At 71.2% G+C, this 18,817-nt stretch carries 20 protein-coding genes; 10 read left to right on the top strand and 10 right to left on the bottom strand.

All coding sequences use genetic code 11. From position 1 onward, the window contains the following. Nucleotides 1-15 precede the first annotated feature (15 nt). Genes ABD340_RS27475 through kdgD form a run of 3 tightly spaced genes read right to left on the bottom strand, consistent with a single transcriptional unit; the run spans nucleotide 16 to nucleotide 3,825 of the window. Nucleotides 16-1,359, bottom strand: a complete 1,344-nt coding sequence (locus ABD340_RS27475; RefSeq protein ID WP_344592740.1) for an enolase C-terminal domain-like protein — start codon at nucleotides 1,357-1,359, stop codon at nucleotides 16-18. 1 nt (nucleotide 1,360) lies between these two features. After that, nucleotides 1,361-2,911 carry an aldehyde dehydrogenase (NADP(+)) gene (locus tag ABD340_RS27470; protein ID WP_344592738.1) on the bottom strand — a complete coding sequence of 517 codons (1,551 nt, stop codon included), beginning with the start codon at nucleotides 2,909-2,911 and terminating at the stop codon, nucleotides 1,361-1,363. Continuing rightward, the gene (kdgD, locus tag ABD340_RS27465) at nucleotides 2,908-3,825 is read right to left on the bottom strand and encodes a 5-dehydro-4-deoxyglucarate dehydratase (RefSeq protein WP_344592736.1); all 918 of its coding nucleotides are present in this window, start codon (nucleotides 3,823-3,825) and stop codon (nucleotides 2,908-2,910) included. Before kdgD ends, ABD340_RS27470 begins: the two co-directional genes overlap by 4 nt. Nucleotides 3,826-3,933: 108 nt before the next feature. On the opposite strand from kdgD, the gene ABD340_RS27460 reads away from it, so the two are divergent. The 6 genes from ABD340_RS27460 (at nucleotide 3,934) to ABD340_RS27435 (ending at nucleotide 10,451) form a co-directional block, all read left to right on the top strand. Beyond that, nucleotides 3,934-4,866 carry a LysR family transcriptional regulator gene (locus tag ABD340_RS27460; RefSeq protein WP_344592734.1) on the top strand — a complete coding sequence of 311 codons (933 nt, stop codon included), beginning with the start codon at nucleotides 3,934-3,936 and terminating at the stop codon, nucleotides 4,864-4,866. 119 nt (nucleotides 4,867-4,985) lie between these two features. Continuing rightward, nucleotides 4,986-6,560, top strand: coding sequence for an ABC transporter substrate-binding protein (locus tag ABD340_RS27455; protein ID WP_344592733.1), 1,575 nt, complete (start codon nucleotides 4,986-4,988; stop codon nucleotides 6,558-6,560). A 10-nt stretch (nucleotides 6,561-6,570) separates the two neighbouring features. Continuing rightward, the gene (locus tag ABD340_RS27450) at nucleotides 6,571-7,500 is read left to right on the top strand and encodes an ABC transporter permease (RefSeq protein ID WP_344592731.1); all 930 of its coding nucleotides are present in this window, start codon (nucleotides 6,571-6,573) and stop codon (nucleotides 7,498-7,500) included. After that, the gene (locus ABD340_RS27445; protein WP_344592729.1) at nucleotides 7,497-8,477 is read left to right on the top strand and encodes an ABC transporter permease; all 981 of its coding nucleotides are present in this window, start codon (nucleotides 7,497-7,499) and stop codon (nucleotides 8,475-8,477) included. Before ABD340_RS27450 ends, ABD340_RS27445 begins: the two co-directional genes overlap by 4 nt. Next, complete coding sequence (locus tag ABD340_RS27440; protein ID WP_344592727.1) at nucleotides 8,474-9,469, top strand: ABC transporter ATP-binding protein; 996 nt, start codon at nucleotides 8,474-8,476, stop codon at nucleotides 9,467-9,469. Before ABD340_RS27445 ends, ABD340_RS27440 begins: the two co-directional genes overlap by 4 nt. Then, nucleotides 9,462-10,451: an ABC transporter ATP-binding protein gene (locus tag ABD340_RS27435; RefSeq protein ID WP_344592725.1), complete on the top strand. Its 990-nt coding sequence runs from the start codon at nucleotides 9,462-9,464 to the stop codon at nucleotides 10,449-10,451. Before ABD340_RS27440 ends, ABD340_RS27435 begins: the two co-directional genes overlap by 8 nt. A gap of 73 nt (nucleotides 10,452-10,524) precedes the next feature. On the opposite strand, the gene ABD340_RS27430 is transcribed toward ABD340_RS27435, so the two are convergent. From ABD340_RS27430 to ABD340_RS27420, 3 genes are read right to left on the bottom strand one after another with little or no spacing between them, the layout of a single operon-like run. Next, nucleotides 10,525-10,743, bottom strand: coding sequence for a hypothetical protein (locus ABD340_RS27430; RefSeq protein WP_344592723.1), 219 nt, complete (start codon nucleotides 10,741-10,743; stop codon nucleotides 10,525-10,527). 47 nt (nucleotides 10,744-10,790) lie between these two features. Further along, nucleotides 10,791-11,114, bottom strand: a complete 324-nt coding sequence (locus tag ABD340_RS27425) for a hypothetical protein (protein WP_344592721.1) — start codon at nucleotides 11,112-11,114, stop codon at nucleotides 10,791-10,793. A gap of 9 nt (nucleotides 11,115-11,123) precedes the next feature. Further along, the gene (locus tag ABD340_RS27420; protein WP_344592720.1) at nucleotides 11,124-11,435 is read right to left on the bottom strand and encodes a hypothetical protein; all 312 of its coding nucleotides are present in this window, start codon (nucleotides 11,433-11,435) and stop codon (nucleotides 11,124-11,126) included. Between the two features lie 102 nt (nucleotides 11,436-11,537). Between ABD340_RS27420 and ABD340_RS27415 the strand changes: the two genes are divergently transcribed. The 3 genes from ABD340_RS27415 to ABD340_RS27405 all read left to right on the top strand — a co-directional run bounded on the left by ABD340_RS27415 (nucleotide 11,538) and on the right by ABD340_RS27405 (nucleotide 13,958). Further along, the gene (locus tag ABD340_RS27415) at nucleotides 11,538-12,350 is read left to right on the top strand and encodes a helix-turn-helix domain-containing protein (RefSeq protein ID WP_344592718.1); all 813 of its coding nucleotides are present in this window, start codon (nucleotides 11,538-11,540) and stop codon (nucleotides 12,348-12,350) included. After that, the gene (locus tag ABD340_RS27410; protein ID WP_344593252.1) at nucleotides 12,347-12,535 is read left to right on the top strand and encodes a DUF397 domain-containing protein; all 189 of its coding nucleotides are present in this window, start codon (nucleotides 12,347-12,349) and stop codon (nucleotides 12,533-12,535) included. The genes ABD340_RS27415 and ABD340_RS27410 overlap by 4 nt, the downstream gene beginning before the upstream one ends. 415 nt (nucleotides 12,536-12,950) lie before the next feature. Beyond that, a complete protein-coding gene (locus tag ABD340_RS27405) occupies nucleotides 12,951-13,958 on the top strand; it encodes an rRNA adenine N-6-methyltransferase family protein (protein WP_344592716.1) in 1,008 nt (335 codons plus the stop codon). Between the two features lie 23 nt (nucleotides 13,959-13,981). On the opposite strand, the gene ABD340_RS27400 is transcribed toward ABD340_RS27405, so the two are convergent. The 4 genes from ABD340_RS27400 to ABD340_RS27385 all read right to left on the bottom strand — a co-directional run bounded on the left by ABD340_RS27400 (nucleotide 13,982) and on the right by ABD340_RS27385 (nucleotide 17,886). Continuing rightward, entirely contained in the window at nucleotides 13,982-14,401 is a 420-nt protein-coding gene (locus ABD340_RS27400; protein ID WP_344592715.1) for a ribosomal maturation YjgA family protein, read from the bottom strand. A 298-nt stretch (nucleotides 14,402-14,699) separates the two neighbouring features. Further along, nucleotides 14,700-15,668, bottom strand: coding sequence for a 2-hydroxyacid dehydrogenase (locus ABD340_RS27395; RefSeq protein WP_344592713.1), 969 nt, complete (start codon nucleotides 15,666-15,668; stop codon nucleotides 14,700-14,702). Beyond that, a complete protein-coding gene (locus ABD340_RS27390) occupies nucleotides 15,665-16,957 on the bottom strand; it encodes a glucarate dehydratase family protein (RefSeq protein ID WP_344592712.1) in 1,293 nt (430 codons plus the stop codon). Before ABD340_RS27390 ends, ABD340_RS27395 begins: the two co-directional genes overlap by 4 nt. 95 nt (nucleotides 16,958-17,052) lie before the next feature. Further along, complete coding sequence (locus ABD340_RS27385; protein WP_344592711.1) at nucleotides 17,053-17,886, bottom strand: IclR family transcriptional regulator; 834 nt, start codon at nucleotides 17,884-17,886, stop codon at nucleotides 17,053-17,055. Between the two features lie 225 nt (nucleotides 17,887-18,111). On the opposite strand from ABD340_RS27385, the gene ABD340_RS27380 reads away from it, so the two are divergent. Next, nucleotides 18,112-18,804 (top strand): hypothetical protein, encoded by a 693-nt coding sequence (locus ABD340_RS27380; protein ID WP_344592709.1) that lies wholly within the window; start codon nucleotides 18,112-18,114, stop codon nucleotides 18,802-18,804. Nucleotides 18,805-18,817: the final 13 nt, after the last annotated feature.

Genomic DNA, 18,817 nt, shown 5'->3' with positions numbered 1-18,817 from the left:
ACGATTCAAGACTGCTTACTCCTTTTCATTACGGTCCAGGGCGGGTCGTTTGGGGTCGAAGGTCCAGTCGGGGACCAGGTACCGCATCGCCGCGGCGTCATTTCGGGCGCCCAGCCCTTCGGCACGGTACAGGCGGTGCGCCTCCTCCAGCCGGTCGGGGTCCACCTCCACGCCCAGGCCGGGACGGTCCGGCACCGCTATATGGCCGTCGGCGATCTCGAACGGGGCGGTGGTCAGGCGCTGCCCGTCCTGCCAGATCCAGTGCGTGTCGACCGCCGTGATCTCGCCGGGCGCGGCGGCGGCGACGTGGGTGAACATCGCCAGCGAGACGTCGAAGTGGTTGTTGGAGTGCGAGCCCCAGGTCAGCCCCCACGCGTCGCAGAGCTGCGCGACCCGGACCGAGCCGTCCATCGTCCAGAAGTGCGGGTCGGCCAGCGGGATGTCGACCGCGCCCGCGGTGATCGCGTGGCCCAGCTCCCGCCAGTCCGTGGCGATCATGTTGGTGGCGGTGCGCAGCCCGGTCGCGCGCCGGAACTCGGCCATGACCTCGCGCCCCGAGTAGCCGCCCTCGGCGCCGCACGGGTCCTCGGCGTAGGCGAGCACGTCCCGCAGCCCGCCGTCGCGGGCCAGCTCGACCGCCTGGGCCAGCGACCACGCGCCGTTGGGGTCGAGGGTGACGCGGGCGCGGGGGAAGCGCTCGGCGAGCGCGATGACCGCCGCGGCCTCGTCCGGGCCGGGCAGCACCCCGCCCTTCAGCTTGAAGTCGGTGAAGCCGTACCGGTCCTGCGCGGCCTCGGCGAGCGCGACGATCGCCTCGGGCGTCAGCGCCTCCTCGTCCCGCAGCCGGGACCAGGCGTCGCCGTCCTGGCCGGACCGGTAGTCCAGGTCGGTGCGGCGGCGGTCGCCGATGAAGAAGAGGTAGCCGAGCACCGGGACGCGGTCGCGCTGCCGTCCCGAGCCGAGCAGGTCCGCGACCGGCACCTCCAGGTACTGCCCCAGCAGGTCCAGCAGCGCCGACTCGAGCGCGGTGACGGCGTGCACGGTGGTGCGCAGGTCGAAGGTCTGCGCGCCGCGTCCAGCCGAGTCGCGATGCGCGAACCGGTTCCGCACCTCTTGCAGCACCGCGTTGTACGAGGCGACCGGACGGCCCACGACCAGGTCGCGGGACTCCTCCAGGGTGCGGGTGATCGCCTCGCCGCCCGGCACCTCGCCCACGCCGGTGCGGCCGTCGGCGTCGGTGAGCAGGACGATGTTGCGGGTGAAGAACGGGGCGTGCGCGCCGCTGAGGTTGAGCAGCATGCTGTCGCGCCCGGCGACGGGCACCACGCGCAGTCCGGTGACGACGGGGGAGCCGGTCACGTCAGCCGCTCCCTTCCGGCGCGCCGTCGATCCGCCGCGGGACGCCGAGCGGGTCGCCGTCGCGCAGTTCCTCCGGCAGCAGCCCGGCCGGGACGTTCTGGTAGCTGACCGAGCGCAGGAAGCGTTCGATCGCCCGGGTGCCGACCGAGGTGGTGGCGGGCGCGGACGTGGCCGGGTACGGGCCGCCGTGCACCACCGCGTGACCGACCTCGACACCGGTCGGCCAGCCGTTGACCAGCACCCGTCCGGCGATCAGTTCCAGCTCGGGGAGCAGCTCGGCGGCCAGGGCCTGGTCGCCGGGGTCGTCCGGCGCGGCGTGCAGGGTGGCGGTCAGCTGGCCTTCGAGGGAGCCGACGATCGCGTCCAGCCGGTCCCGGTCGCGGCCCCGGACGATCAGCGAGGCGGCGCCGAAGATCTCGTCCTGGAGGGACGGTTCGGCGAGGAAGGTCTCGTCGTCGGTGAGGTAGAGGCCGGGCAGGCACGGGACGGCGATGTCCGGGTCCTCGACACCGCGGGCGAGCTCCCTGACCCCTTCGATGGCGGCCAGGCGGTCGACGCCCGAGTCGTAGGCGGCGCCGATCCCGGTGGTGAGCATCGGCGCGGCCGGGGTGGCGGCGACGGCGGCGACGGCCGCGTCCGTGAACGCCTCGAAGCCGGGGCCGTCCAGCGCGAAGACCAGGCCGGGACTCGTGCACAGCTGCCCGGCGCCGGTGGTGAAGGAGGCGGCGAACGCGCCGCCCAGCTCGGCCCCGGAGTCGCGGAGCGCGCCGGGCAGCACGAACACCGGGTTCACGCTCGACATCTCCGCGAACACCGGGATCGGCACGGGACGGGCGGCGGCGGCCGCGACCAGCGACAGCCCGCCGCCGCGCGAGCCGGTGAACCCGACGGCCTTGATGTGCGGATCGGTGACCAGGGCCGTCCCGAGGTCGTGGCCGTGGCCGAGGAGGACGGCGAAGGTGCCCTCGGGCAGCCCGTGCTCGGCGACCGCCTCGCGGACGGCGCGGCCGACCAGCTCGCTCGTGCCGGGGTGCGCCGGGTGGGCCTTGACCACGACCGGGGCGCCGGCGGCCAGCGCGGAGGCGGTGTCGCCGCCCGCGACGGAGAAGGCCAGCGGGAAGTTGCTCGCCGCGAACACCGCGACCGGCCCCAGCGGGATCCGGCGCTGCCGCAGGTCGGGACGGGGCAGCGGGGTGCGGCCGGGCAGGGCGGGGTCGATCCGGGCGCCGAGCCAGCCGCCGTCCCGGACGACCGAGGCGAACAGCCGCAGCTGCCCGGTGGTGCGGGCGCGCTCGCTCTCGACCCGGGCGCGGGGGAGGCCGGTCTCGGCCATGACCCGGTCGACCAGGGTCTCGCCGAGGGCCTCGATCCGGTCGGCGATGGTGTCGAGGAACGCGGCGCGGGTCTTCAGGCCGGTGCGGCGGTAGGCGCCGAACGCCTCCCAGGCCAGCGCGCAGGCGCGGGCGGCGTCGTCCGGGCCCGCGACGGGGTAGGCCGGTTCGAGCCGGGCGCCGGTGCGCGGGTCGAACCCGTGCAGTTCGGTGGCGCTCATAGGCTCACCTTCTTGATCAGGTCGGTGAGGTCGGCCAGTTCGGCCTCGGTGAGGTCGGTCAGCGGCGGGCGGACCGGGCCGGCGGGACGGCCGATCGCGGTCATCCCGGCCTTGACGATCGACACCGCGTACCCGGCGCTCCGGTTGCGGATGTCGAGGTAGGGCAGCACGAACTCGGCGAGCCTGCCGTACACGCCGGCCCGGTCGCGGGCCTGGACGGCCTCGTAGAAGGCGAGCGCGAACTCGGGGACGAAGTTGAACATCGCCGAGGAGTAGGTGGTGACGCCCAGTTCGAGGTAGGGCAGCGCGAACGTCTCGGCGGTGGGCAGCCCGCCGACGTACAGCAGCGAGTCGCCGAGGGTGGCGTACATCCGGGACATCAGCTCGATGTCGCCGACGCCGTCCTTGAAGCCGATCAGGTTCGGGCACTCCGCGGCGAGCCGCGCGACGGTCTCCACCTCGAACGCGGCGTTGGCGCGGTGGTAGACGATCACGCCCAGCGAGGTGGCCGCGCACACCGCGCGGACGTGCGCGGCCAGGCCGTCCTGGCTCGCCTCGGTGAGGTAGGGCGGCAGCAGCAGGATCGCGTCGGCGCCGGCGGCCTCGGCGTCCCGGGCCAGCTCGCAGGCCAGCGCGGTGCCGTACCCGGCGGGCGCGATGATCGGCATGCCGCCGGGGGCCTCGCCGACGGCCGCGCGCACGACCTGCCCCACCTCGGCGGGGGTGAGGGAGAAGAACTCGCCGGTGCCGCCCGCCGCGAACAGCCCGGCGGCGGGGCGCTCCCCGAGCCAGCCGATGTGCTCGCGGTACGCCCGCTCGTCGAAGGCGAGGCCGGCCGTCATGTGGGTCACCGGGAACGACAGCAGCCCGGCGCCGAGCCCGGACCTCAGCTCGTCGTGGGTGAATCGCGTCATCTGCTCTGAACTCCAGGGTCGGGGGCGGGGGGCTTCCGCTCTGCAGGCTAAGGAGCGGGCATGATGCCTGTCCAAGTTGTATTTGGCATGCGCTGATACCTTTCGTGCATGTACACGCTCGACCAGCTGCGCGGGTTCGTCGCCGTCGCCGAGGAACGACATTTCGGACGGGCCGCCGAGCGGTTGCGGATGACCCAGCCGCCGCTCAGCCGCCAGATCCAGAAGCTGGAACGGGCCGTGGGCGTCACGCTGCTGGAGCGCACCGCGCACGGGGCGGCGCCGACCCCGGCGGGCCGGGCGTTCCTCGCCGAGGCGCGCCGGCTGCTCAGCCAGGCGGACGCGGCGGTGCTGGTCGCGCGGCGCAGCGCGGAGGGCACCACCGGCACGGTCCGGGTCGCCTTCACCGCGATGTCCGCGCTGGCCGTCCTCGGCCAGTGGATCGCCGCCGCCCGCGAGCACCTGCCCGACGTCGACCTGGTGCTGACCGAGATGGTCACCCGGGCCCAGGTGGACGCGCTGCTCGCGGGCGAGATCGACGTGGGGCTGGCGCGCGGGGTGCCGCGTTCGGACGTGCTGAGCGCCCGGCCGGTGCACGCCGAGCCGCTGGTGCTGGCGGTGTCGCGCGGGCACCCGCTCGCCGCGCTCGGCCGCGCGCCCCGTCCCGCCGACATCGCCGCGCACGACCTGGTCACCTACGCGCCGGTCGAGGCCCGCTACCTGTACGAGCTGGTCCTCACCGTCTTCCGGGACGCGGGCGCGGTGCCGCGCTACGTCCAGCAGATGGGGCAGGTGCACAGCCTGCTGGCGCTGGTGGACGCGGGCGTGGGGGCCGCGCTGGTGCCGCGGTCGGCGTCGGTGCTGCGCCTGCCGAACCTGGAGTTCCTCGACGTCGACGGCCTCGCGCCAGACCTTGTGGAAGCGCACGCCGTCTGGCGCACCGGCAACGACGACCCGGCGCTGCACGCCCTGCTGCGCCTGGTCGGGGAGGGTTCCATTTCGGTGCTCGCACGACCCTTGACGGAGGAAGAGCGGTCACTCTAAGGTCCGTCTACCCATAGAGATGACTTTCTTCCTCGTAGACGAGCGTCCGTGAAATTCGCCCGCCCGATCGCGGCCTGCCCGCACGTCTCGCGCTCCGACACGCCCCGTCTGGAGAGGCAATGCCCCCATTCCCACCCTTCACCTCGCCACGGGGCCCCGCATCGCGTGCGGCGGCCCCGGCGGCGGCCCTCCTGGCCGGCCTGCTTGCCGCCACCGGCTGCACCGTCGCCAACAGCGACTCGCTGACCGGCGGCGCCGACGGCGCGCTGCAGATCGTCCTGCAGCAGGAGCCGCCCACCCTCGAACCGTGCGAGTCCTCGCTGACCTCGACCGGCGTCGTGGTGCGCTCCAACATCACCGAGCCGCTGATCGAGCGCGACCCGACCAGCGGCGCGCTGAAGCCGCTGCTGGCGACCCAGTGGAAGGCCACCGACGACCGCACCTGGACGTTCACCGTCCGTGACGGCGTGCGCTTCCACGACGGCTCGGCCTTTGACGCCCAGGACGCCGCGTTCTCCATCACCCGCGCGGTCGGCTCCAAGCTCGGCTGCAACATCGACGGGTACGTCTTCGCCGACAGCAAGCTGGAGGTGTCCGCGCCGGACGCCCGCACGCTCACGGTGAAGACGGCCGAGCCCGACCCGATCCTGCCGCTGCGGATGTCGTTCCTGGAGATCGTCCCGTCCGGGACCAACACACAGGCCAAGGTGCGCGAACCAGTCGGCACCGGCCCGTACAAGATCGAGGACTGGGATGCCGGGATCAGTCTCCGGCTCGGCCGCCACCCCGGCTACTGGGGCACCAAGCCCGACTATCCGGCCGTCAGGTACGTGTGGCGCGCCGAGAACAGCATCCGCGCCGCCATGGTCACCAGCGGCGAGGCCGGCATCGCCACCGGGCTCGGCCCCGAGGACGGCGCCGGCGACCTCGGCGTCCCCTTCCCCAACAACGAGACCACCGCGCTGCGGATGGACGCCAACGTCGCCCCGCTCAACGACGTCCGGATCCGCCGCGCGATCAACTACGCCATCGACAAGAGCGGCATCGTCCAGTCGCTGTTCCTCAAGCTCGGCGAGCCGGCCGGGCAGCTGGTCGCCAACGGCGTCGTCGGGCACGATCCGGCGATCAAGCCCTGGCCGTACGACCCGGCCCGGGCCAAGGCGCTGGTAGCCGAGGCCCGTGCCGCCGGGACGCCGGTGCAGACCCCGATCACGCTGATCGCCCGGAACGCGCAGTTCCCCAAGGTCGCCGAGACCGCCGAGGTGATCCAGGAGGCGCTCGGCCAGGCCGGGCTGAACGTGAAGATCAAGATGCTGGACACCGCCGCGCACCTGGAGTACCAGCTGCGGCCCTTCGTCCGCGACGCCGGGCCCACGCTGCTGCTGATCATGCACGGCAACCAGGCGGGCGACGCCGCGTTCACCACCAGCCAGTACCTGGCGAGCGACGGCCCGCAGAGCCAGTACGGCACGCCGCAACTGGACCAGATGATCGACGACGCCGGGCAGAAGACGGGCGCCGAGCGCGCCCGCGCCTTCGGGCAGGTGCTCGCCTACCAGAACGAGAACGTCGTGCAGTACGCGCACATCGCGCACATGCGCGGCATGCTCGGCATCGCGAGCAACGTCCGGTACAAGCCGGACTCGGCGACCACCGACGAGCTGCGGCTCGCCGACGTCCACCGGGCCAAGTGAGGGAGCGGGGATGCTGACCTTCGTCCGCAAGCGCGTGGTCTCCAGCGCGCTGCCCCTGGTCGTGGTGATCCTGGGCGTGTTCTGCCTGGCCCGGCTCACCGGCGACCCGGCCAAGCTCTACCTGCCGCTCAGCGCGACGCCGCAGATGCGGGAGGACTTCCTGGCCCGCAACGGGTTCGACCGGCCGCTGTGGGAGCAGCTGCTGGACTACCTCGGCGGGGTGTTCACCCTCGACTTCGGGGAGTCGCTCCGTACCGGGCAGGACGCCGCCGGGATGGCGCTGCGCGCCTTCCCCGCCACGCTCCAGCTCGCCGGGGCCACGATGCTGCTGGCCATCATCGGCGCCGTCATCATCGGCAGCTGGGCCGCCTACAGGCCCAACTCGCTCGCCGACCGGCTCTCCGGCTTCCTGTCCATGACCGCCGCCAGCATGCCGGACTTCTGGTTCGCGATCATGGGCGTGCTGGTGTTCGCGGTGACGCTGGGCTGGCTGCCCACCTCCGGCGTCGTCGGCGGCCCCGAGGTGTGGGTGCTGCCGCTGCTCACGCTGCTGATCCGGCCGTTCGGCGTGCTGGTGCAGGTGGTGCGGGGCGCGATGGTGTCGACGCTGTCGGCACCGTACGTGAAGGTCGCCCGGAGCAAGGGCGCCAGCGAGCCGCGGGTGGTGTTCGGGCACGCGCTGCGCAACGCCGCGCCGCCGGTGCTGACCGTCGCCGGCGACCTCACCGTGGGCCTGGTGAACGGCGCCGTGGTGGTCGAGACGATCTTCGGCTGGCCGGGCATCGGCAAGCTGATGATCGACTCGATCCTGCAGCGCGACTTCGCCGTCCTGCAGGCGGCCGTGCTGCTCACCGCGGTGACGATCTTCGCCCTCAACATCCTCGTCGACCTGTGCCACGCACTGCTCGACGCGCGAGTGCGGCAGGTTGAGACCGCATGAGCGATTCACCGGAGAAGGACGGAGCCGCGATGACGGCGACACTCGACACCGCGGACGCGCCGCCCGCCGCGCGGCGCCCACGCTGGTGGAAGCTGCTGCTGCGGGACCGGGTGGCCACCGCCGCAGCCGTCGTGCTGCTGCTGGTGGTGCTGGCCACGACGCTCGGCCGGGTCCTCATCGGCGACCTCGACACCCGGCAGAACCTGCGCGCCACCAACACCCCGCCGTTCAGCCTCGACCACGGCTGGGAGTTCATCCTCGGCAGCGACGCGCTCGGCCGCAGCGTGCTGGCCCGGCTCATCGTCGCCGGCGGCACCACCCTGTCGGTCGCCGTCCCGGCCGTGCTCGTCTCGCTGGTCGTCGGCGGCGCGGTCGGCATGTGGGCCGGCTACCACCGCGGCTGGCGGGAGAACGTGTCGATGCGGATCGCCGACATCATCCTCAGCTTCCCGTCGCTGCTGCTCGCCGTGGTCGTGCTGTACATCTTCTCGCCCAGCGCGGCCAACATCGTCGCGGTGCTGGCCATCGCCCGCATCCCGGTCTACCTGCGCACCGCCCGCGCCGAGTCGGCCGAGCTGCGCGGACGGCTGTTCGTGGACGCGGCCCGCACGTTCGGCACCCGGCCGTCCGCGGTGATCGTCCGGCACATCGCCCCGGTCGTCGCGCCGACCCTGCTGACCGTCGCCACGGTCGACTTCTGCTTCGTGATGCTGGCCGAGTCGTCGCTGAGCTTCCTCGGCATCGGCATCCAGCCGCCGGACGTCAGCTGGGGCCTGATGGTCGCGCAGGGCCGCCAGTACCTGCAGACCGCCTGGTGGACGGCCGTGTTCCCGGGCGTCGCCATCGTCATCACCACGGTCTCGGCCACCCTGCTGGCCGCCTGGTTCCGGCTGGCCACCGACCCCGCCCAGCGCTGGCGGCTGGCGCTGCCCCGCGGCCGCCGGTCCGCGTCCCCCCTCCCGGAGGTGACCAAGTGAGCCCTTCCAGCACGGCACCGGCCCTGGAGGTCGAGGGCCTGTCGGTCGACCTGCGCACCCAGCACGGCACGGTCCGCGCCGTCGACGGCGTCGGCTTCGCCGTGCGGTCCGGCCGGACGCTCGCGCTGCTCGGCGAGTCCGGCTGCGGCAAGAGCATGACCGCGCAGGCGATCGCCGGCCTGCTCGACCCGGTCGCGAGCGTGAGCGGCGGCGCGGTGCGGCTGGCCGGCGACGACGTCCTGAAGATGGACCGGGCCGCCCGCCGCAAGGTCGCCGGACCGCGGCTGTCGATCGTGTTCCAGGACGCGCTCACCGCGCTCAACCCCGTCCAGACGGTCGGCGCCCAGCTCGCCGAGCCGTTCCGCATCCACCGCGGGCTGTCCCGCAAGGAGGCCCTCGGCAAGGCCGCCGAGCTGATGGAGCGGGTCGGGATCCCCGACCCGAAGGCCCGGCTGTCGGCGCACCCGCACCAGTTCTCCGGCGGCATGCGGCAGCGGCTGCTCATCGCGATGGCCGTCGCGCTCGACCCCGACGTGCTGCTCGCCGACGAGCCCACCACCGCGCTGGACGTGACCGTCCAGGCGCAGATCATGGAGCTGCTGCGGGAGCTGCGCACCGAACGCGACATGGCCGTCGTCCTCATCACCCACGATCTGGCGGTCGTCGCCGAGCACGCCGACGACGTCGCGGTGATGTACGCCGGACGGGTCGTGGAGACCGGTCCGGTCGGGGAGGTCTTCGCCGACCCGCGGCACCCGTACACGCGCGGGCTGCTGGAGTCGGTCCCGGCGAAGATCGGGCGCGGCGAGGAACTGCGCTCGATCAAGGGCGGGCCGCCGGAGCTGCACGCCATCCCCGCCGGATGCGCGTTCCGGGCCCGCTGCCCGATCGCCGAGGACGTCTGCCGCACCGAGCGTCCCGGCCTGGTCGGCACCGCGCCCGGACGCGCCGCCGCCTGCCACTTCGCGACCAAGGAGCCGGCCGATGCCTGAGACGACCAACGTGATCGAGGCGCGCGGCGTGGCCAAGACCTTCCGCGTCCCGAAGAAGGACGGCAAGGACCGGCTGCGCGCCCTCGACGGCATCGACCTGACCCTGGGACGCGGCGAGACGCTCGGCCTGGTCGGCGAGTCCGGCTGCGGCAAGTCCACGCTGGCCCGCGTCCTGCTGATGCTGGAACGCCCCGACGAGGGCACGCTGAGCTTCGACGGCGTCGACCCGTTCACTCTCAAGGGCAAGGAGTTGCTGGCCTGGCGGCGCCGCGTCCAGATGGTCTTCCAGGACCCGTTCGCCTCGCTCAACCCGCGGATGACGGCCGCGGAGATCGTCGCCGAGCCGTGGCGGACCCACCGGGACGTGCTCCCGTCCCGCCAGGACCGGCGGGCGCGCGTCCGCGAGCTGCTCGACCTGGTCGGGCTGCGGCCGGGCGACGCCGACCGCTACCCGCAGGAGTTCTCCGGCGGGCAGCGGCAGCGCATCGGCATCGCCCGCGCGCTGGCGCTCAACCCCGAGGTGATCGTCTGCGACGAGCCGGTGTCGGCGCTGGACCTGTCGGTGCAGGCCCAGGTCCTCAACCTGCTGGACGAGCTCCAGCGCGACCTGGGCGTCTCGTACGTGTTCATCTCGCACGACCTGTCCGTGGTGCGGCACGTCGCGGACCGGGTCGCGGTGATGTACCTCGGGCGGATCGTCGAGAGCGGGACGGCCGAGGAGGTCTTCGAGGCGCCGCGCCACCCCTACACGGCCGCGCTGCTGTCGGCCGCCCCCGAACTGGACGTCTCGGGCGCGCCGCGGGAGCGGATCCTGCTGGAGGGCGAGGTCCCGTCGCCGCTGGACCCGCCGTCGGGGTGCCGGTTCCGCACCCGCTGCTGGAAGGCCGAGGAGGCGTGCGCCACCCGGGTTCCGGCCGCCCCGGCGGGCGAGTCCCACCAGGCCGCCTGCCACTTCCCGCTGGAGCCCGCCGTCAGCGGCTGAACGGCCGCGACCGCATAAGGAACGGCACGGCCGATACGCCCGGAGGGGATGCCCATCGGCCGTGCCGCCCTGGTCAGTCCCGGATGGCCAGCACACGCGCGATGGACGCGAGCGCCGCGGGGATGTCGTCGGCGCGGCAGATGCGCTCTCCCCACGACCACAGCAGCCACCACGCGCCGTCGCGGTCGCGTTCCGCGCCGATGTCTTCGACCAGGCGCGCGGCCCCCGTCCGCCTGACGTGCAACTCGGCGGGCCCCATGAGCCGTGCGGTGTAGTCCCCAGTGGCTTCCAACGCTTCGCCGAGACGCCGCAAATGGTCATGGCGGGGAGCAACGCCGGTCACCCGTTCACTCCGCCGAGTTCGTGTTCGATCGCCCGGACCGTTCCCGTGATGTCGTCGACCGGAGCGATCGTCGTGCCGTCGGTCAACCGCACGAACCACCATGCGCCGTCGCGGAAGTCGCACCCGATGTCGAGCGTGCGGCGCGGCGACCAGTACCGGACGAGGTTCAGCCACGGCACGCCGCGCCGCTCGACGAGCCCGCCCCCGATGCCGGGGCGCGCGTCGATGGCCGCCCGCAACTCGTTCAGGTGCTCGCGCCGGTCGTTGCGCGGCCTGCGCGTGTTGATGGTCGCCGCGTGCCGTCCCCTGCCGAAGCTCATGCCTTCACCTCACTCGCTCACTGGTGTGCGATCACGGTCCCGACCGCGACGCGCGCGCTCGGCTTCTTCGACCAGCGCCGCACGCAACGTGTCCGCCGTCGGACACATCACGGTCGGATCGACTCCCGCGCGCGGGTTGTGCAAGGTCGCGACCCATTCACCGAGAAGCCCGTCACGACGAACTGCCCGCCAAATTCGATAACCATCAAAATCGGCCCGAAGTCGGGCAAGATCCTGATCGTCGGGATGCGTGCCCGGCGAATCCGGTAGTGCTTCCAGCGCCCCTGTCGCGGGTGCGCCGCCTCCTTGGCGAAAGATCACCTATTCCCTCCGTTCCGAGTTTGGCGGCTGGGCCTCCATCGTGCGGCTGGTCGCGTTATATTCGCTACGTTCTAGAAGCGTTCGCAACAAAGGAGATCTTGGATGGTCGCGAGAGATGATCTGAACCCTGACCGGTCTATCTGGCACTTCATCGCAGTTCACCTGCGCCGCTACCGGGAGATGCATGGACTCTCGGGGCAGGCGCTAGCGGACAAATTGGACTGTGATCGATCGACTGTTTCGAGATATGAATCGTCGACCCTCAAACTCCCTCGAAAGCATGCGAAGATCATCGATCGCCTGTGGCAGACGGATGGCATGTTCATGTGCCTGATCGGCTTCGCGGAGCAGGCCGCGGACGGGGACTGGTTGATCGGCCTGGCGGAGTACGAGAAGCGCGCAACGCGCATCCGTCTCTGGGAACTGCTTCTCGTCCCGGGACTCCTCCAGACAGAGGACTACGCACGAGCCGCGATCATGCGCGGGGTGTCAGAAGATCCGGAGGAAACGCTGCGCGTTCGCATGGCCCGACGGGCTGCCGTGTTCGACAAGCCGAAGCCGTCGCGCTTCACCGCCTTCCTCAACTGGACGGTCCTGGAACAGCCTGTGGGCTCTTCCGAGGTGATGCGCGGGCAACTGGAACACCTCATCGCCATGAGCGAGCTCCCGACCGTCAGCATCCGCGTAGTGGAGAAACACGCCGGAGCGCACCCCGGGCACGACGGCTCGTTCCAGATCGTGACGGCCGACGGTCGGGATCTGGCCTACCTGGAAGCCATGACGCGCGGGCGGATCCTCATGGACCCGTATGACCTCCAAGATGTCGCAGTAAGGTACGACATGGTGAGCGACATCGCCGCCCCGGTGGGCCCCTCTCGGGCTCTGCTTGAGCAAGCATTGGAGAGTTGCAGATGACTGAATGGCGCAAGTCCAGTCGGAGCAGTCCGTCGGGTGGGAACTGTGTGGAGGTTGCGAACCTCACGGGAAACATCGGGGTACGGGACTCCAAGGACCCCGACGGCCCCAAGCTGTTCCTCGATGCTGGCGACTGGCGCGCGCTCATGCGCCGGATCAAAGCGAGCGAGCACGACCTGGCCTGACGGCCCAGCAGAGGTCATGTGTGACTGGCGAGACACAAGCAGCCCCCGGCCTCGATCGGGGGCTTTTGTGTGGACACGGATGCTTTCTTCATGGCCGTGACGGTCTCAAGGTTTGAGGCTGCCCTAAAGGGGGTTGGCTTCCCCGCTCGCGCTGACTGTGACAACCTCGACGATCGGAACGGGGAGGCAGTCAATGGGGAAGCACAAGAAGGAAATGGACTGCGGGATGTGCGGCGGCACGGGGAAGATCAAGGCAGGAGGGCTCGAACGGCGAGCCGGGTAAGAGGCCCCAAGAAGTTACCTGCACCGGCTGCAACGGCAGCGGGAAGCAGTGAACGCACATGACGCTCTGAGGCTGGTTCCCCGGGAACTGTTCATCCCTGAGACGATCTGGGTCCGGGGCGACGATCTATGGATGACCCCTCTACGCCGTGGCGATGCTCCTGAGGAGTGGGCACGGCTGGTGGCCCTGGATGATGAGGCGATCATTACTCAGGTAGACGACGGCGCGATCGACAAGGGGCTTCGTCCCACCAGTTCCAGCAGCGCTCCGTCCGTCATGGCGAAGATGATCGATGCCTTGAAGCTTCGGCCCGGCATGGGCGTCCTGGAGATCGGCGCAGGCACGGGATACAACGCGGCGATCATGGCTGCCATCACAGGTGTGGATGTCACCACGGTGGAAGTCGATCCTGACGTGGCAAGCCATGCCCGTCTCGCGGTCGAACGCGGGGGGTATCCCGTCACTGTGATCACCGGTGACGGGAGGGACGGATGCTCTGATCGCGCGCCGTATGACCGCGTCATCGCGACGGTCGGCATTGCCGATGTTCCATATGCATGGGTGGAACAGACCCGAAGCGGTGGGCTCATCCTCATGCCGTGGCGAAATGACCTGGAACAGGGCGGTCGCATGCTGACACTCACTAAGCAAGGAGACGGGTCCGCCGTTGGCAAGTTCGGCCAGGGCCTCTCCTTTATGCACCTTCGCCAGCAACGACCGTCACGGTTCGTATCGTGGGTGAGTGACCACGAGGACGGGCGATACGACCAGACCATCACTCAGGTCAATCCGAGCGAGGTGCTCGACGGCGGAGCCTACGACGCGAAGTTCGCCATTGGCCTAATGCTCGCTAATTTTACGGATGGGTACACTCGCAACGAGGACGGCAGCCACACATTCCGGCTCTCCCACTACGAATCCGGCTCATGGGCCGGATTCACCCCGTCTGACACGGGCGAACACCTCGTGCGGCAACATGGCCCGCGCCGGTTGTGGGACGAGCTTGAGTCCGCCTACCACTGGTGGATCGAGTCCGGTAGGCCAGGGCCGACCCGGTTCGGCCTGACCGTGACCCCCATGGGACAGCGCATTTGGCTTGATGAGCCCGACAACCTCGTGGATCCGGCTCCGGGGACATAAAGGACTTGCACGGCGGTTCCAGATCATGATGTGAGGGTGGGTGTCGGGTCTGTTCGGGAATGTGTGCGGGCCCGGACGAGCCAATGCGCGGCGACCAATGAGATGACGCCGACGGGGTACCAGGCGACATCAATGAGGTCGAACTGGGCGCCCAGCAGCTGGCGCGCGAGCCAGCTGCGTTGGGAGAGTGCCGCGGGTACGGGGGTGAGCTGTGCGAACTCGATGAACCAGCAGTATGCGATCGCGGCGCTGCCGGCGGGCAGTGGGGAGATCAGCGGCGATATGAAGATCACTATCGTGTAGACGATGGCCCCGGACAAGGCGGCGCCTGAGTACTGTTCGATGGGCCCGTCCATCGTGGCGCGGATTGCGTAGGCCGCGCCTGCAAAGCCGGCTGCCGATACCACCATCAGCAGCCGAGTCCAGCGCACTGCGAGCGACATCGCGCAAGCATAAGTGGTAGCGCAGCCAAGGTGGCAGCTGGTCTGCCGAGCTTGGACGGACCGCAGCTGCACCGCTTCTCTCAGTTGGCGCGAAGGTCGCCATGCGGCACGTCCAGGCCGGCTGCTCGACGAGATCCTGACGTTCCTCGCCCTGGTCCTCATCGAACACCTGCCGGCGGCGGGGGCGGCTCGCCAGGTCCCTTCACCGGCCCCGGCCTCACCTAACCGATCTTGGAACGGCCGTGTGAAGACCTTGAGGTGAACCCTCGGCCTTCGGCTTCCAGGCCGGGGGCTCTTTTCAACGGATGACGTTGTGGAGGGGACGGCCCTCGGCGAGGGCCGCGATGTTCGCGGCGATGTCGCGGGCGCGGCACTCGAACGTCTCCACCGTGTGACCGGAGTTGTGCGGCGTCAGCACGACATTCTCCAGCTTCTCGAATGGCAGCGTGCTGCCGCCCCTTGCAACGCCCTCGGGGGCGGGCCACCAGACGTCGATGCCTGCGCCGGCTATCCGGTCGGCGGCGAGTGCCTCGTACAGGGCGTGCTCGTCGACGACCGGGCCGCGGGCGACGTTGATCAGGATCGCCGTGGGGCGCATCCTGGCCAGTTCCGCGGCGCCGATCAGGCCGCGGGTGCGCTCGTCCAGCGGGACGGTCACCACGACCAGGTCGGAGGTCGCCAGCAGCTCGTGCAGCCCGTCCTGCGGCAGGACGCGGTCGAGGCGAAGACCCTCCTCCAGGGGCGCGGCGGGGTCGCGGCGCACGGCCTGCACGCGCAGGCCGAACGCCGCCGCCAGCCGCGCCACCTCGCGCCCAGTCTCGCCGAGTCCGAGCAGCCCGAGCGTCCGTCCGGCCAGGGTGTCGCCCAGCGGGAGCGAGGGCTCGGCGGCGACCGACTCCCAGACGCCCTCCCGTACCAGCCGGTCGCGCCGCAGCACCTTGCGCGACAGCATGAGCGCGACCATCAGCACGTGCTCGGCGATGGAGCGGCCGTGGTGGAAGGTGTTGCAGACGGCCGTGCCGGGCGGGAGCGCGTCGATCGCGATGCGCTCGTACCCCGCCCCGGTGCACTGGACGAGTCGCAGGTCCGGCCCGGCGGCGCGGGCCATCTCCTCGGTCATCCGAGCGCAGACCAGCACGTCGGTGCCGGGCAGGGCGGCGACGATCTCCTCGTCCGGACGGCCGGGGAACAGCACGATCTCGTGCCCGCCGCCCTCCAGGAGTGGGGTGAACCGGGCGATGATCGGGTCGGTGACCAGGACCTTCACCAGCGCGGCTTCGTCAGCTTGAACGACGGGTCGACGCGCTTCATGTAGCCGGTGTCGTCGCGGTCGCGGATTCCGCACTCCAGGTACTGCTCGTGCAGCCGGGCCAGCTTGTCCCGGTCCAGGGTGACGCCGAGCCCAGGCCCCGTCGGGACGGCCAGCGCACCATCGGCGAAGGTCAGCGCACCGTCGGCGATCACGTCCTCGTCCGCGTCCTTCCACGGCCAGTGCGTGTCGCAGGCGTAGGTGAGGGCCGGGGACGCGGACGCCAGGTGCGTCATCGCGGCCAGGCTGATCCCGAGGTGGGAGTTGGAGTGCATCGACAGGCCGAACCCGAACGTCTCGCAGATCCCCGACAGCAGCCGGGACCGGTTGAGGCCGCCCCAGAAGTGGTGGTCGGACAGCACGACCCCGACCGCGTCCCGCTTCACCGCGGACTCGATGTCGGCGAAGCTCACCACGCACATGTTCGTGGCCAGCGGCATCGGGACCTTCCGCGCGACCTCGGCCATCCCCTCGACGCCCCCGGTCGGGTCCTCCAGGTACTCCAGGACGCCGTCCAGCTCCTGCCCGACCCGGACGGAGGTCTCGACCGTCCACGCGGCGTTCGGGTCGATCCGCAGCGGGTGGTCGGGGAACGCCTCACGCAGCGCCCTGATCGCGGCGATCTCCTCGTCCGGGGGGAACACCCCGCCCTTGAGCTTGATCGCGGAGAAGCCGTAGGCGTCGATCATCCGGCGGGCCTGCGCGACGATGCCGTCCGGGTCGAGCGCCGCGCCCCACGCGTCGGGCTCCCGGCCGGGGTGGGCGTCCCACTTGTAGAACAGGTACGCCGAATAGTCGACCCGGTCGCGGACGGCGCCGCCGAGCAGCGCGCTGACCGGCAGGCCGACCGCCTGGCCCTGGACGTCCAGGCAGGCCACCTCGAACGGGGACAGCACGGCGTCGGCGGTGCTGCTGTTGGTGACCATCCCGGCCATCCCGTGCCCGCCGGTGCCGGTGTCGCCGGCCAGGCTCGCCCGGACCCGGCGGGTCAGCTCGTTGACGTCCCAGACGTCGGCCCCGGTGATCTCCGCGGCGGCGCGGCGCAGCCGGGCCAGGTGTGCGGTGTCGGCGTAGGTCTCGCCGAGCCCGGTCAGGCCCTCGTCGGTGCGGACCTCGACGATCGCGCGGATGGCGTACGGCTCGTGCACGCCGACGGTGTTGAGCAGCGGCGGGTCGCGGAAGGCGACGGGGGTGACGGTGACCTCGGCGATCCGCTGCCGGGTGCGGTTCGGGGGCGGCTTGGGCATGGGGACGGCACCTCACAACACCGGTCGGCTCCAACGTTCGGCTACGTTAGCAGACCCTGTTTTTATATGTAGATGCCCGTCTCGGATGTACGGGGTCAGATCTCCCAGGAGTCCTCCGTGATCGGCGGGGCGCTGCGCTCGATCCGCTCCCGGGCCTCCCGCATCGCCGCCACGATCTCCGCCTCCCGCTCCGGCGTCAGCCGCGCCAGCGGCACCGAGCAGCTGATCGCGTCCCGCGGCGGCCGGCCCTCCGGCGTGTACCGCAGCGCGAAACCGAAGCAGTGCAGGCCCAGGCTGTTCTCCTCCACGTCGATCGCGTGGCCGCGCTCCCGGGTCCGCACCAGGTCGGCGGCCAGCGCGTCCCGGTCGGTGATGGTGCGCGGGGTCGTGGCGGCCAGCTCGGCCGGGACGTGCCGTTCCAGCTCGTCGCCGTGCCGCTCGGCGAGCAGCGACTTGCCCAGCGCCGTGCAGTACGCCGGGAGCCGCCGCCCCACCCGGCTGTAGGCGCGCAGGTACTGGCTCGACTCCCGAGTGGCCAGGTACACCACGTCGAACTCATCGAGGCGGCCGAAGTGGAAGGTCTCGTCGAGCTTCTCGCCCAGCTCGTCCAGCATCGGCTTGACGATCCGCAGGTGCGGATCGGTGTCCAGGTAGCTGGTGCCGACCAGCAGCGCGCGGATGCCGATCCCGTACATCGTCCCGGAGGCGTCGGTGCGCACCCAGCCGTGCTTGGTCAGCGTGCGCAGCAGCGCGTACAGGCTGCTGCGCGGGACGTTCAGCGCCTCGGTCAGCTCGCGCAGCCGGGCCGGGCGGTTCTGCCGGGACGCCAGCAGCTCCAGCAGCTCCAGGGTCCGCGCCGCCGACTTGACCTCGCGGACGCCGGAGGTCTTTTCGTCGATGCCCGGTGACTCGTCGGACGAAGCGGCCATGGTGCGGGCCTCCAGAGATCCTGCGGAACGATGGGTGGGACTCGATTGTGGAGTGCGGGTCGCGCCAGCCTAATAGATGGGGAGGCACTGTCTACAATGGAAGATCTCCCGGGTGGAGGGGTGCGGTTCGTCTTCCAGGCTGCCGCGCGGGGGCCGGCACGGCCACGGCTACGGGTCGAGATAGCCGGCCCTGGCCGGTTCTGGCTCCGGCAGGACGAGCGATCGGTGCTGCTAGCGCATGTCGAACGCACCAACTACGGCGTCCACTTCATGCGCCTGGACGGGGCCAAGCCCGTGCTGCCGCCCATAACGGCCCAGGAGGCGCGCGAACCCCCCTCTTGGCCGCATCGCTACGTCACCTGGCTCGCCGACGGGCCAGGCCCCTTGTATCCCGGTTGGTGGACGCTCCAACCCTGGCGGCCCCCTGGCCCCTTGGAACTGGCCACCGGCCACCCGTCCGGCTACCTGGACTGGCTTGAAGGCTGGCAAGGCATCGTCCCGCTGCGTCCTTTGCCCGACCCCGGCGAAGGGCGTGTGAAGGCGCACCGCAAGCTCGTCCGGGACGGCCTCTTGCCGCCGCTCCTGCTCTGGTGGGTCAGCGGCCTGGACGGCTGGGTGCTGCTCGACGGGCACGCCCGCCTGGCCGCCGCACTGGCCGAGGACCAGATCCCGCCTTCGCTCGCCCTCGCCCTGGCCCCGTCCCCGGCCCAGATGGAGGAGAGCCTCGGATACGCGACGCGCGCCCACGCCCTCGTCCAAACCCAGAACGAAAGCGCCAAGCGCGCACAGCAGTGGCACTTCGGCTCGGTGTACGCGGGCATTCCGGGCGAGCGCCTGCGCACCCGCGCGTGGCCCCTGACCGGGGACTCCTGGCAGGAGGCCGCACCGCCCGGCTGGCCGCCCACAGGCGTCCAATGACAAAGGGGCCTGC

The sequence above is a fragment of the Actinomadura vinacea genome, assembly GCF_039532545.1.
GTDB lineage: Bacteria > Actinomycetota > Actinomycetes > Streptosporangiales > Streptosporangiaceae > Spirillospora > Spirillospora vinacea.
The sequence above is the reverse complement of the archived record's forward strand: the minus strand, read 5'-3'. Positions and strand labels throughout refer to the sequence as shown.

Bases quoted from the DNA above. Each gene is read 5' to 3' on its own strand.
- ABD340_RS27470 (WP_344592738.1), bottom strand. From the start codon at position 2,911: ATGAGCGCCACCGAACTGCACGGGTTCGACCCGCGCACCGGCGCCCGG.
- kdgD (WP_344592736.1), bottom strand. From the start codon at position 3,825: ATGACGCGATTCACCCACGACGAGCTGAGGTCCGGGCTCGGCGCCGGG.
- ABD340_RS27460 (WP_344592734.1), top strand. From the start codon at position 3,934: ATGTACACGCTCGACCAGCTGCGCGGGTTCGTCGCCGTCGCCGAGGAA.
- ABD340_RS27455 (WP_344592733.1), top strand. From the start codon at position 4,986: ATGCCCCCATTCCCACCCTTCACCTCGCCACGGGGCCCCGCATCGCGT.
- ABD340_RS27450 (WP_344592731.1), top strand. From the start codon at position 6,571: ATGCTGACCTTCGTCCGCAAGCGCGTGGTCTCCAGCGCGCTGCCCCTG.
- ABD340_RS27445 (WP_344592729.1), top strand. From the start codon at position 7,497: ATGAGCGATTCACCGGAGAAGGACGGAGCCGCGATGACGGCGACACTC.
- ABD340_RS27435 (WP_344592725.1), top strand. From the start codon at position 9,462: ATGCCTGAGACGACCAACGTGATCGAGGCGCGCGGCGTGGCCAAGACC.
- ABD340_RS27425 (WP_344592721.1), bottom strand. From the start codon at position 11,114: ATGAGCTTCGGCAGGGGACGGCACGCGGCGACCATCAACACGCGCAGG.
- ABD340_RS27415 (WP_344592718.1), top strand. From the start codon at position 11,538: ATGGTCGCGAGAGATGATCTGAACCCTGACCGGTCTATCTGGCACTTC.
- ABD340_RS27410 (WP_344593252.1), top strand. From the start codon at position 12,347: ATGACTGAATGGCGCAAGTCCAGTCGGAGCAGTCCGTCGGGTGGGAAC.
- ABD340_RS27405 (WP_344592716.1), top strand. From the start codon at position 12,951: ATGACCCCTCTACGCCGTGGCGATGCTCCTGAGGAGTGGGCACGGCTG.
- ABD340_RS27400 (WP_344592715.1), bottom strand. From the start codon at position 14,401: ATGTCGCTCGCAGTGCGCTGGACTCGGCTGCTGATGGTGGTATCGGCA.
- ABD340_RS27390 (WP_344592712.1), bottom strand. From the start codon at position 16,957: ATGCCCAAGCCGCCCCCGAACCGCACCCGGCAGCGGATCGCCGAGGTC.
- ABD340_RS27385 (WP_344592711.1), bottom strand. From the start codon at position 17,886: ATGGCCGCTTCGTCCGACGAGTCACCGGGCATCGACGAAAAGACCTCC.